The sequence below is a fragment of the Paenirhizobium cremeum genome (genome assembly GCF_022884085.1).
In the GTDB taxonomy this organism is placed as follows: Bacteria; Pseudomonadota; Alphaproteobacteria; order Rhizobiales; family Rhizobiaceae; genus Allorhizobium; species Allorhizobium cremeum.
On record NZ_JAGGCS010000017.1, the window covers coordinates 16,007 to 28,618 of the forward strand.

Annotated in this window: 11 protein-coding genes; 4 read left to right on the top strand and 7 right to left on the bottom strand. The window is 62.9% G+C overall.

Annotated elements, in window-relative coordinates:
• Nucleotides 1-169 precede the first annotated feature (169 nt).
• On the bottom strand, nucleotides 170-1,171 hold the full coding sequence (locus tag J5N58_RS22820; protein WP_113466929.1) for an AraC family transcriptional regulator: 1,002 nt from the start codon (nucleotides 1,169-1,171) through the stop codon (nucleotides 170-172).
• 186 nt (nucleotides 1,172-1,357) lie between these two features.
• Here J5N58_RS22820 and J5N58_RS22825 point away from each other — a divergent pair, with 186 nt between their 5' ends.
• Complete coding sequence (locus J5N58_RS22825) at nucleotides 1,358-2,557, top strand: MFS transporter (protein WP_244713217.1); 1,200 nt, start codon at nucleotides 1,358-1,360, stop codon at nucleotides 2,555-2,557.
• A gap of 146 nt (nucleotides 2,558-2,703) precedes the next feature.
• Nucleotides 2,704-3,099, top strand: coding sequence for a DoxX family protein (locus J5N58_RS22830; RefSeq protein WP_244713223.1), 396 nt, complete (start codon nucleotides 2,704-2,706; stop codon nucleotides 3,097-3,099).
• 75 nt (nucleotides 3,100-3,174) lie between these two features.
• Here the strand turns inward: J5N58_RS22830 and J5N58_RS22835 are convergent, their stop codons facing one another.
• Nucleotides 3,175-3,654 carry an NUDIX hydrolase gene (locus tag J5N58_RS22835; RefSeq protein WP_112828434.1) on the bottom strand — a complete coding sequence of 160 codons (480 nt, stop codon included), beginning with the start codon at nucleotides 3,652-3,654 and terminating at the stop codon, nucleotides 3,175-3,177.
• Between the two features lie 178 nt (nucleotides 3,655-3,832).
• Here J5N58_RS22835 and J5N58_RS22840 point away from each other — a divergent pair, with 178 nt between their 5' ends.
• Together J5N58_RS22840 and J5N58_RS22845 are read left to right on the top strand one after the other, a co-directional pair.
• Nucleotides 3,833-4,477, top strand: coding sequence for a DUF47 domain-containing protein (locus J5N58_RS22840; RefSeq protein ID WP_244713228.1), 645 nt, complete (start codon nucleotides 3,833-3,835; stop codon nucleotides 4,475-4,477).
• A complete protein-coding gene (locus J5N58_RS22845) occupies nucleotides 4,477-5,481 on the top strand; it encodes an inorganic phosphate transporter (protein WP_244713234.1) in 1,005 nt (334 codons plus the stop codon). The genes J5N58_RS22840 and J5N58_RS22845 overlap by 1 nt, the downstream gene beginning before the upstream one ends.
• A gap of 137 nt (nucleotides 5,482-5,618) precedes the next feature.
• On the opposite strand, the gene edd is transcribed toward J5N58_RS22845, so the two are convergent.
• The 5 genes from edd to J5N58_RS22870 form a co-directional block, all read right to left on the bottom strand.
• Nucleotides 5,619-7,436 carry a phosphogluconate dehydratase gene (gene edd / locus J5N58_RS22850; protein WP_112828405.1) on the bottom strand — a complete coding sequence of 606 codons (1,818 nt, stop codon included), beginning with the start codon at nucleotides 7,434-7,436 and terminating at the stop codon, nucleotides 5,619-5,621.
• A gap of 123 nt (nucleotides 7,437-7,559) precedes the next feature.
• Nucleotides 7,560-8,258 (bottom strand): 6-phosphogluconolactonase, encoded by a 699-nt coding sequence (gene pgl, locus J5N58_RS22855; RefSeq protein ID WP_112828404.1) that lies wholly within the window; start codon nucleotides 8,256-8,258, stop codon nucleotides 7,560-7,562.
• 10 nt (nucleotides 8,259-8,268) lie between these two features.
• Entirely contained in the window at nucleotides 8,269-9,741 is a 1,473-nt protein-coding gene (zwf, locus tag J5N58_RS22860) for a glucose-6-phosphate dehydrogenase (protein ID WP_112828403.1), read from the bottom strand.
• 100 nt (nucleotides 9,742-9,841) lie between these two features.
• A complete protein-coding gene (locus tag J5N58_RS22865; protein WP_112828402.1) occupies nucleotides 9,842-11,128 on the bottom strand; it encodes an NAD(P)/FAD-dependent oxidoreductase in 1,287 nt (428 codons plus the stop codon).
• Between the two features lie 18 nt (nucleotides 11,129-11,146).
• Nucleotides 11,147-12,583, bottom strand: coding sequence for a glutamine synthetase family protein (locus tag J5N58_RS22870; RefSeq protein WP_112828401.1), 1,437 nt, complete (start codon nucleotides 12,581-12,583; stop codon nucleotides 11,147-11,149).
• Nucleotides 12,584-12,612 lie beyond the last annotated feature (29 nt).

Sequence of the window (12,612 nt, forward strand, 5' to 3'; positions counted from 1 at the left end):
GCGTTCACCAAGCAATGCGTCCGGTCAGCAATGCACAGCTGGATGAAACGGCACCGCCAGCCGTTCCTTCCCCCAACATCACGTAAGCGATACCTTAAATAAACAAGGTGTCTAATGTCTTAATGACCGAAATCAACAAATGCGCGCCAGCGGGGAAGGAACGTGCCGATCAGACGGCGCCGGCCGCGGCGGCAGAGGCGAAGCTTCGGGGCGGATGGCCCATGACGCGCTTGAAGGCACGGCTGAAGGCTGCCTGCGAACCGTAGCCGAGGCGCAGCGCCGCCGTCTCGATAGGCATGCGGTCCCTAGCGATCCACTGGGAGGCGAGCCGCATGCGCAACTCCGTCAGGTAGCGCACCGGCGTCATGCCAGTCACTTCCAGAAAACGTTCCGCGAAGACGGAACGCGAGGCGCCCATCCGTTCCGCCAGTTCGGCGACGGTCCAGTCATGGCCCGGCGCATTGTGAAGAGCAACCAGCACGCGCCCGAGCCGTGGGTCGCGCAAAGCCGCGATCCAACCCGTGGCATCGCCGCAGCCGCATTCGACCCAGGCGCGCACGATGAAGGCCGCAACCACATCGGCAAGCCGCGCGAGAATGCCGGCAAAGCCGGCGCGTGCGGTCCTTGTCTCGCGTTCCATCGCCTCCAGCATAGGCAGGATTTCCGGATAGCGGTCCGACAGCGTGCCGACCAGCATGACTTCCGGCATCATCCCCACGAGCGGATGAAGGCCGCCAAGGTCGAATTCCATGCAACCGCTGAAGACGAGAATGCGCCCGTCGCTGCCGCAGGCTTCGTTATCGCAAGCCTTGATCGTGCTCACGCTGGCGCAGATCGGCTTTGACTCCAGCGCGCGAACGTCCTGGCATGCGATGTCGCATGACGAGACGAGTGCGTGTGGCCCGCCGCGCGGCAGGAGCACGGCGGAGCCGGTCTCCATCGTGTGAAGCTGGCCGCCCGGCGTGCGCAGGTAAACCGGACCGCGGGCGATGAAATGAAACTGGGCGCGGCCCTCCACCTCGCCGAACGCGAGGCCGAAGGGCGGGGTGGCTTCGATCCGCCGGTATTCGAGGCCAACCAACCGCATGCCCATGAGCAATTCGCTCACGAGATCCGGATCAGGGTAGGCGCCGGCCGATGCTGCCGGATTTTCGGACTTTCGATCAAGCATTACGGAGTTTGTGACATGGATCGTCCGGAGAGTCCAGCATAAATTCTGCGCTGCATCATTCACCTGGAGCATCGCCGGCCGAAACATCCGTCGTCCGGAAGCGCTCCATCCCTTTGTTCATGCCGTTTCCGGCAGGCAAAACCGTCAAGCATTACTGCCGGAAACGCCCAATCCAAGGACAAACCGATGAACCCTACATTCGAACAATCCGGCGCTGGAGGCGGTGCGGAAAAGCCGGCCTGGGCGGCGGTCGTTTCCATGGCGCTCGGCGTCTTTTCGCTGGTGACGGCGGAATTCCTGCCGGCAAGCCTTCTGACACCGATTGCGGCCGAACTGAACGTTACCGAGGGAGCGGCGGGGCAGGCGGTAACGGCGACGGCCGTGGTCGGCATGGTCGCCAGCCTGCTCATCGCGCCGGTCGCCCGCGGCGTCGACCGGCGGCACCTGATGATGTTCTTCTCCCTCCTTCTGATCCTCTCCAACCTTCTGGTCGCTTTTGCCCCCGGGCTGACGCTGCTTTTGATCGGCCGGGTGCTGCTCGGGGCAGCGATCGGCGGCTTCTGGGCAATGGCAACGGCGGTGACCATGCGGCTGGTGCCGCCCGTGCTGGTGCCGCGGGCGCTGTCGATGATTTTCAGCGGCGTCTCCGCCGCGACCGTCGTCGCCGCACCGCTCGGCAGTTATCTCGGTGCGCTGGCCGGCTGGCGTGCGGTGTTCGTGCTCGCTGCGGGGCTGGGTCTCGTCGCCCTGGTCATGCAGTTCCTGTCGCTGCCGAAGCTCAGGCCGACGGGTGCCGCAAGCCTGCGTGTCTTCATTGACGTGCTGGCCCGTCCGGGCATCGCGCTCGGCATCGTTACGGCGACGCTGGTCTTTGCCGGACACTTCGCGTTCTTCACTTATCTGCGGCCATTCCTGGAATCGGATGGGGGCGGCATCGAGGTGGTGTCCTCCGTGCTGCTCGGCTTCGGGCTCGCCAATTTCCTCGGCACGCTCGCGGCCGGCCCGCTGATCGGCTACAGCCTGCGGCTCACCTTGACGCTGATGCCGCTCCTGATGGCGGGCATGGGCTTTGTGCTGGTTGCAGGCGACACGCCGTTTGCCGTCAACGCGATCATTGTTGCCCTCTGGGGTCTGGTCTTCGGCGGCGTGCCGGTCGCCTGGTCCACCTGGCTTGCGCGCAATGTTCCGGATGAGGCGGAAAGCGCCGGTGGCTTGCTGGTCGCGGCGATCCAGTTCTCCATTGCCATGGGGGCCGCGCTCGGTGGCATCATCTTCGATGCAAACGGTGTGGCCGGTGTCTTCATGGCCAGCAGTCTGGTGCTGGTGGTCGCGGCAATCGGCATTCTTCTCGGCGTAAAGCAGCGGCCCGTGCCAGCCGCTGCCTGAAATTATCCACCGCCCGCGAAAGCTCACCGGAACGTGATTTCCGGTGGGCGAACGTGTGTTGAGCGACGCGGCGGATGGGATATCGGAAGGCTTGCCCATCCCGGAGTTTCTCCCCTCCATCCATCAGCATCAAGGAGCCTTCCCTCGTGAAGCAAAGACTAGACCAGGCCAGCCCCTATCTTCTCAGCCTGCTGCGCATCGTTTCCGCGCTCGTGCTGTTCAGCTACGGAACCCAAAAAATCCTGCATTTTCCCGTGGCCGAACGCGTGCCGCCGGTCTTGTCGCTGCCATGGATCGCCGGCCTTTTCGAACTGACGCTCGGCTTCCTGCTGCTGATCGGCTTCATGAGCCGGGCGGCGGCCTTCATTCTCTCCGGCCTGATGGCCTTCGCCTATTTCATCGCGCATTTTCCGCAGAGCGTCTTCCCCTCCCAGAACGGCGGCGTGGCGGCTATCCTGTTCTGCTTCATCTTTCTCTATCTGGTGGCGGCCGGTCCGGGGCCGGTCAGCATCGATGCCCGTCGAAATGGCGGCAGGGCCTGAACCGGCGGTCTCCGAAACGATGAAAGGCGCGGGCCCTGTCCGCGCCTTTTTCCTGGGGGATCTTGGCGGGTTGCCTCAGGCGGTATCCGGCGGGATCTTGCGCAGGCGGGTTTCGAGCTTGGCAAACAGGCCGCGCAATTCAGGCTCCTCGACATAGCTGCCGGCCTCGGCAAGACGCACCCACACGGCCTGCCGCTGGCCCTGTTCCTTGAAGGCCTCGGCGACGGAAACCGTCTCCAGCGTGAAGACCTCGACGATGCAGGGAAGGTTTTCGCCATTGTCCAGCCGCTTGACATAGCTATAGCGGCCGAGCGGCTTCTTGCCGACCTTGCCCCTGACGCCTGCCTCCTCGAAAGCCTCCTGGGCCGCCACTTCGCGGGGCGTCTTTCCCTTCATCGGACCGCCCTTCGGGATCACCCACCGTCCCGATCCCCGCGCAGTAATCAGCAAGACCTCGAACGCTCCCGTTTCGGGCGAGCGACGGAAGCAGATCGCCGCATACTGCTCGAGCCACTTCGCCGTAAAGAGCGGACCGCCTGTCTCGGCAAGCTTCATCAGGAAGGTCTTTTTCTTGGGCAACGGATCTCGAACGGTAAGCTGGAACGGGCGGCGATAGCGGCTTTATGACAGTCCACGATTATCTTGAATTTCCAGCTTTTGCAGCCTTCTTCTTTCATTTATGACAGTTTTATGACAGTCCCTCCACGGGATATGACCGATTGGATACGAATGCATGATAAGCCTGTTCAAAAGACTTCTTCCCCAAGAGGACGGATTCTTCATTCTCTTCGAGCGCCATACGCGCACGGTGGTAGGGGCGGCCAATGCGCTGAAGGATCTGCTCGCCGGCGAAGGTGACATCGAGGCCCACGGCCAGAAGATCATCGATCTCGAAGACGAGGCCGACGGCATTACCCGTGAGGTTCTGCAGGCCGTCCGCCGTAGTTTCATCACTCCCTTCGACCGGGGCGACATCAAGGATCTGATCCAGTCGATGGATGACGCGATCGATATGATGCAGAAGACGGTCAAAACCATCCGCCTCTATGAACAGACGAGCTTTGAGCCGGGCATGCGCGAGATTGGACTCATGATCGCCGAATGCGCCCGACTGATCTCCGAGGCCATTCCTCTGCTCAACAGGATCGGCGCCAATGCCCATCGCCTCAACGAAATCGCTGAGGAGGTCATGCGCGTCGAGGGGCGTTCCGACGAGTTTTACGAGAAGGGTCTGAAGGAGCTGTTCAAGCGCTACGGCTCCAGCGATCCCATGGCCTACCTGATCGGAAGCGAGATCTATGGCGAGCTGGAGAAGGTGGTCGATCGCTTCGAGGACGTCGCCAATGAGATCAGCGGCATCGTGATCGAGAACGTCTGATGGACGCCACGCTTGCTTTGCCTCTGCTGATCGCCCTCGTCGGCGTGGCGCTCTTCTTCGATTTCCTGAACGGCCTGCACGATGCCGCCAATTCGATCGCCACGATCGTCTCGACGCGCGTGCTGAGCCCCCAGTTCGCCGTCGGCTGGGCCGCCTTCTTCAATTTCATCGCCTTCATGTTCTTCGGCCTGAATGTGGCGGAAACGCTCGGAACCGGGATCATCGATCCTGCGATCGTCAGCCCGCAGGTGATCTTTGCCGCTCTCGTCGGCGCGATCGTCTGGAACATCGTCACCTGGGTCTTCGGCATCCCGTCCAGTTCCTCGCACGCGCTGGTCGGTGGTCTCGTCGGTGCCGGGCTGGCCAAGAGCGGCAGCGCTGCGATCGTCTTTTACGGCCTCGGCAAGACCGTGGCCGCGATCTTCATGTCGCCGATGATCGGTTTCTTTCTGGCGCTGGTTCTGGTGCTGATCGTCTCGTGGATTTTCGTGCGCCAGACGCCCTTTGCCGTCGACCGGACCTTCCGCGTCATGCAATTCGTCTCAGCCTCGCTTTATTCGCTGGGCCATGGCGGCAATGACGCCCAGAAGACCATGGGCATCATCGCCGTGCTCCTGTTTTCGCAGGGCTACCTCGGCGACACCTTCTATGTGCCCTTCTGGGTGGTGATTTCCTGCCAGACGGCCATGGCGCTCGGCACACTCTTCGGCGGCTGGCGCATCGTCCACACCATGGGGTCGAAGATCACTCGTCTCAATCCGATGCAGGGCTTCTGCGCGGAGACCGGCGGCGCGCTGACACTGTTTGGTGCGACATGGCTCGGCATTCCGGTTTCGACAACCCACACCATCACCGGTGCCATCGTCGGCGTGGGCGCCGCGCGCCGCGTTTCCGCAGTACGCTGGGGCATCGCCGGCAATATCGTGATCGCCTGGATCGTGACGCTTCCGGCTGCGGCGGTGATTGCGTGGCTGACCTATCTCGTCTGCGTGGCCTTCGGCTGACCCGATTTCGGTGCTGTCGCCTAGTGCGCCGCGATGGCGCGCCACGCGGCGGCCAAGCGGCGCCAGACGCGCAAAGCCCGGAAACGATGTCTCGTATCCGGGCTCTAGCCAGGAATTTCAAAGGCAATGAGACGCGCTCAGTAGAGAACGCTGGCCCCCATGTCGGCAGCGCCGGCAACGCGGCGGAGCGGTGCGAAAAGTTCGCGTCCGAGGCCGAATTCGTTGCCCGAGAGATCCGGAGTAGCGGACGCGCGCGCGGCAAACTCGGCAGCATCGACCAGCACTTCCAGCGTACCGGCGATGGCATCGAGCCGGATCATGTCGCCATCCTTGATCTTCGCGATGGCGCCGCCATCGACGGCCTCGGGGGTGACATGGATCGCGGCCGGCACCTTGCCGGACGCGCCTGACATGCGGCCGTCGGTGACCAGCGCCACTTTATGGCCGCGGTCCTGCAGCACGCCGAGCGGCGGGGTGAGGCGATGCAGTTCCGGCATGCCGTTCGACTTCGGTCCCTGGAAGCGGACGACGGCAATGAAATCGCGGTCGAGCTTGCCAGCCTTGAAGGCATCCTGCAGCTCTTGCTGGTCGTGGAAGACGATGGCAGGTGCTTCGACGACATGGCGTTCCGGCTTGACCGCCGAGATCTTGATGACCGCCTTGCCAAGATTGCCGGTCAGCATCTTCAGGCCGCCATTCGGCTGGAACGGGGCCTCGATGCGGGAGAGCACCTTCGGATCGGCGCTCTCCTCAGGCGCCGGCTGGCGAACCACGGTGCCGTCCTCGCCGAGCTGCGGATCGATGGTGTAGGCGGCAAGTCCCTGACCGAAGACGGTGCGCACGTCGTCATGCAGGTAGCCGGCCTTGAGGAGTTGCTTGATGAGGAAGCCCATGCCGCCGGCAGCGTGGAAATGGTTCACGTCGGCAAGACCGTTCGGATAGACGCGGGCGAGCAGGGGGATGATGTCCGAAAGGTCGGAAATGTCCTGCCAGGTGAGCTGGATACCGGCCGCACGCGCCATGGCGACGAGGTGGAGCGTGTGGTTGGTCGAGCCGCCGGTGGCATGCAGGCCGACCACGCCGTTGACGATCGAGCGTTCGTCGATCATCTCGCCGGCCGGCGTGAACTCGTTGCCGAGCGCGGTGATCGCCAGTGCGCGCTTCGCAGCCTCGCGGGTCAGCGCGTCGCGCAGAGGCGTATTGGGATTGATGAAGGAGGCGCCGGGCATGTGAAAGCCCATGATCTCCATCAGCATCTGGTTGGAGTTCGCGGTGCCGTAGAAGGTGCAGGTGCCGGGACCGTGATAGGATTTCGATTCCGCTTCCAAAAGTTCGGCGCGGCCGACCTTGCCTTCTGCATAAAGCTGGCGGATGCGCGACTTCTCGTCGTTCGGAAGCCCCGATGTCATCGGTCCCGCGGGAATGAAGACGGAGGGGAGGTGGCCGAAGGTCAGCGCCGCGATCACAAGGCCGGGCACGATCTTGTCGCAGACGCCGAGGAAGACGGCGGCGTCGAACATGTTGTGCGAAAGCCCGATGCCGGCCGCCATGGCGATCACGTCGCGGGAGAAAAGCGAAAGCTCCATGCCCGGCTGGCCCTGGGTGACGCCGTCGCACATGGCGGGCACGCCGCCCGCCACCTGCGCCACGCCGCCAGCCTCGTGGGCCGCCTTGCGGATCAGGGCGGGATAGGTCTCGAACGGCTGGTGGGCCGAAAGCATGTCGTTATAGGCGGTGATGATGCCGAGATTGGGAACCTGGTCGCCGGAAAGCGCGGCCTTGTCCCCGGGGGAACAGACGGCGAAGCCATGGGCGAGATTGCCGCAGGATAGAACCGAGCGATGCACCCCTTTGGAAATCTGGGCGCGCACGCGGTCGAGATAGGCCTCGCGGGTCGGCTTCGAACGCTCGACGATGCGGCGGGTAATGGCTTCGATACGGCTGTCGGCACTCATCGGACAATCCTCCTGTCGTGACGCGCGGCGCGCGCTCGGGCGCTTTCAGCCACGCAAGGCCCGGCTTTCCGGGTCAGATTGGTCAGTATCCGCTTACGGACGGCTTTTGGCTGTCCTGATGTCTCAGGGAGCCCAGTAGATATCGGGTTTCGTCGCTGACCGGCCAAGTACGGCACGGATCGGCATCTCGTTTTCGTCGCTGCCGGCAAGGGCCTTGTCCAGAACGGCCTTCTTTTCCGCCCCCTCGATATGAAGCGCGAGGAAACGGGCATCGTAAAGAGCGGAGAAGGAGAAGGTGAGGCGGGGTTCGCCGGCGCCTTCGGCTTCCATGGTCATGACCCGGCGCGGCAGAGAAAGATCGAGTGCCTCGGCCAGATGGTCGCCGCCGGGAAAGAAGGATGCGGTGTGGCCGTCATTGCCCATGCCGAGGATCACGGCATCGAAGGGCGCGCCGAGCGATCTCGCCTCGCCGGTTGCAATGGTGGCCGCCTCTTCGATGGAGGCGGCGTCGTGATAAAGCGGCAATACGCGCGCTGCCGCCGCCGGCCCCTTGAGCAGATGGGTGGAAAGCAGCAGATGGTTGGAGCGCGAATTGTCGGCCGGCACGAAACGTTCGTCGACGAGGGTAATCGTCACCTTGTCCCATTCGACCGGCTTGCCGGACAGCACCTCGAAGAAAGCCTTCGGCGTGGAACCGCCGGATACGGCGATGGTTGCCGAGCCCTTGAGTTCGATTGCCGCTTCGAGCGCCTTGGTCACCCGGTTCGCCAGCCCTTCGGCGAGCGCCGGACGGGTCTCGAAGGCGTGCATGTGATGTGCCATCAGCCCGTTCCTAGTCATTTTCGTGCCACGTCCGACCGTCGCGTTCGATGAGAGCGATCGCCTGGCTCGGCCCCCAGGTCCCGGCGGTATAGCCCTGGGTGCGCTGTCCGAGTTCTTCCCAGCCCTTGAGGATCGGATCGACCCATTTCCATGCCGCCTCGACCTCGTCGCGGCGCATGAACAGCGTCTGGTTGGAGCGGATGACATCCATCAGCAGGCGCTCATAGGCATCGGCATTACGCACGTCGAAGGCCTGCGCGAAGCTCATGTCGAGCGAGACATGGCGAAGACGCATGCCGCCCGGACCGGGGTCCTTAATCATCAGCCATTGCTTGACGCCCTCATCCGGCTGCAGGCGGATGACCAGCTTGTTGGCCTCGATACGGCCCGCTGCCTCGTCGAAAATCGAGTGCGGGATGGGCTTGAACGCGATGACGATTTCGGAAACGCGGCTCGCCAGGCGCTTGCCGGTGCGCAGGTAGAAGGGAACGCCTGCCCAGCGCCAGTTGTTGATCTCCGCCTTGATGGCGACGAAGGTCTCTGTGTCGGAGGCCGCTTCCAGCTCTTCCGTATAGCCCTTGACCGGGCCGCCGGCGGAAGCGCCGGCCTTGTACTGTCCGCGCACGGTGAATTTCTCGACATTCGCCGAGGTGATCGGCTTCAGCGAACGCAGGACCTTGAGTTTTTCGTCGCGAACGGCTTCCGCGTCCATCGAGTGGGGCGCTTCCATCGCCACAAGGCAGAGAAGCTGCAGGATATGGTTCTGTACCATGTCACGCAGCGCGCCGGCCTTGTCGTAATAGGTGACGCGACCCTCGAGGCCGACGGATTCTGCGACCGTGATCTGCACGTGGTCGATATGGGCGGAGTTCCACAACGGCTCGTAGAGCGCGTTGGCAAAACGCAGCGCCATCAGGTTCTGCACCGTTTCCTTGCCGAGATAGTGGTCGATGCGGAAGATCTGCTCTTCCTTGAAAACCTTGCCGATGGTGTCGTTCAGCGCTTCTGCCGAGGCGAGATCGCGGCCGATCGGCTTTTCGACGACGATGCGGGTGGATTTGGTGATGAGCTTGAAATCCCGGATCTTGTCGGCGATGTCGCCGAAGATCGCGGGAGAAACTGCCAGATAAAAGGCACGAACCAGGTCTTTGCCGCTGTCGAGCAGCGCCTTCAGCTTGTCCCAGCCGTCGTTCGACTTGGCGTCGACGGAAACATAGAAGATGCGGGCGCTGAATTTTGCCACCTCGGCATCGTCGAATTCATCGGGCCGAAGATGCTCCTTCAGGGCGTCCACCGCGAACTTGCGGTATTCCTCGTCGGTCATCGGCGTGCGCGACGCGCCGATGATGCGGGTCGGCTCGGTCAACTGGCCGGCGAGCTGCCGGTGATAGAGCGCCGGCAGGAGCTTGCGCTCGGCAAGGTCGCCGGTGCCGCCGAAGACGACATAGTCAAAGGGTTCCACGGGAATGATCTGACTGCTCATGCGGGCTTCTCTTTCTCGGCACTGTCGGTTTCGTTTCTAATCTAATCGATTTAAAAAAGCCAGTGGCCCCGAGCCTGAAAAGCACGCAAGTGCGAAAAAATCAGAATCTATCCCGCAGTGCATACCATGTGAGCGCAAGGAACAGCAGCGGACTGCGGAACTTCGCGCCACCGGGGAAGGGCGGGATCTTCAGGTCCTTCAAAAGATCGAGTTCGCCGGTCTTTCCTGTGATCGAATCTGCATAAAGCTTGCCACAGTAATTTGACAGCATGACGCCGTGGCCGGAATAGCCGCCGATCGACATTACGCCTGGCATCACCTCTCGCGCAAACGGCTTGCGGGGCAGGGTGATGCCAACGGAGCCGCCCCAGGCATGGGTGATCTCGATGTCGTAAAGTCCCGGATAGATCTCGGCGATCTGCCGCCTGATGTGGGATGAGATGTCGCCCGGGGTGTCCGACGTATAGGCCTCCCGCCCGCCGAACAGCAGGCGCCCGTCGCGCGTCTTGCGCCAGTAGCGCACCACGAAACGGGAATCGGCGATCGCTTCCGCGCCCGGAATGACGTCCGGGAACTTGTCGAGCGGCACGGTCGCGCCGATGAAGGAGCGGATCGGCATGACGTGTGCGGCGGTCACCGGCTCGAGGTTCTCGATATAGGCATTGGTGGCGATCAGCACCCGCTCGGCGGTGATCGTGCCGGACGGGGTTTCGATCCGCGTCTTGCCGGCAGATTGCCGGATCGACGTCGCCCTGGTCATCTCGAAGATCTCGGCGCCGGCTTGTTTCGCCGCCCGGGCGAGCCCGACCAGCAGTTTCAGCGGATGGATATGGCCGGTGCCCGTATCCCGGGTGCCGCAGAAAAAGCGCTTGGAGCCGACGCGCTCCGCCGTCTCCTTGCCGTCCATGAAGCTTATGTGCGGATAGCCGTAACGGGTAACGGTCGTCTCCACGGATTGGCGATACTCACGCTCGTAGCCCGCCTTGTGGGAGACGTAGAGCTGGCCCGGCAGGAACTCCATGTCGATGTCGTGTTCGGCGGCAAAGTCGAGCACGTATTTCTTGGCGTTTTCGGCAAGGTCGAACAGCGCCTTGGAGCGTTCGAAGCCGAGTTCCTCCTCGAGTTCGTCGGGCGACGAGCGCTGGCCGGTGCCGAACTGGCCGCCATTGCGGCCGGACGCGCCGTCACCGATGCGGCAGCCTTCGATCACGACGACGGAGACGCCGGACGTCGCAAGGTTATAGGCGGCCTGCAGGCCGGTGAAGCCGCCGCCGATAATGGCGACGGAGGTCTGTCTGGAACCGTCGAGCGCCGGATAGTCCGGCCGCTCGGCCACGGTTTCCTGATACCAGGAGATGCCCGGCGCGATGGGGCTTTGCCACGACATGGGAAAACTCCTACGGGATCAGACGTTCAGCAGCAGGAATTCGCGTTCCCACGGACTGATGACCTGCATGAAGGTCTCGAACTCTCCCCTTTTCACGCCGGCATAAAGGCCGATGAACTCCTCGCTCAGCACTTCGGCGAGAGCGGGTTCGGACTCGAGCAGCGACACGGCTTCGAGCAGCCCACGCGGCAGCTCGACCGAGCCCTCGTTCGCCGTCCCCTCGGAGGCGGCCGTCGGCTCGACCTGCTTGACGATGCCGAGATAACCGCAGGCAAGCGAAGCCGCGAGCGCGAGATACGGATTGGCATCCGAACTCGGCAGGCGGTTCTCCACGCGTCGGGCGGCGGCATCCGAAACCGGCACGCGGAAGGCCGTAGTGCGATTGTCATAACCCCAGGCATTGTTTACCGGCGCCGACATGTCCGGCGTCAGGCGGCGGTAGGAATTCACGTAAGGCGCCATCATTACCAGCGTCTTCGGCACGAAGGCCTGCATGCCGCCGATAAAATGGAAAAACTCCTTCGAGGCCGAGCCGTCCGGATTGGAGAAGATATTCTTGCCCGTCTCGACGTCCACCAGCGACTGGTGGATGTGCATGGCCGATCCCGGCTGGCCCTGCATCGGCTTGGCCATGAAGGTGGCGTATATGCCGTGCTTCAGCGCCGCCTCGCGGATCGTGCGCTTGAACAGGAACACCTGGTCGGCAAGCTCGATCGGATTGCCGTGGCGCAGGTTGATTTCGAGCTGAGCCGGGCCTTCCTCGTGGATCAGGGTGTCGATCTCGAGGCCCTGCTTTTCCGAGAAGTGGTAGATGTCGTCGATCAGTTCGTCGAATTCGTTGATGCCGGCGATCGAATAGCCCTGGCCGCCGAGGATGGAACGGCCGGAGCGACCTTTCGGCGGATGCAGCGGATAGTCCGGGTCGTCGTTCATGGCTACGAGATAAAATTCGATTTCCGGCGCCACGACCGGCCGCCATCCCTTGTCCTCATAGAGCTTGAGCACGTTCTTCAAAACGTTGCGTGGTGTGTAGGACGTCTGCTCGCCATCGGAGCCGACGACATCGCAGATCACCTGCGCGGTGGGGTCCGTCTCCCACGGCACCACGGAAAGCGTCGAAAGGTCGGGCATGAGCTTCAGGTCGCTGTCGCGCGGCTCGTAGCGGAAGTTGCCGGTCTCCTCCGGATACTCGCCCGAAATCGTATGGCGGTAGAGCGCGGAAGGCAGTGCCAGCGAGGTGTTGGAGGTGAATTTCGAGGTCGGCATCATCTTGCCGCGTGGAACGCCGGCGAGATCGGGCGTGATGCACTCGATGTCCTCAATGCCGCGGGCACGCAGCCAAGCGGTCGCTTCCTTCCATGTCTTCACCCCACGCTTGGACCCGGGATCCGGAGGTATGCTCACCTTTTTGGACGCTGCGCCTTGGGGTCTGAGCATATTTTTCTTCGGAGGCATGTCTCACCGGTTGGGGTTGTTGATGGCGT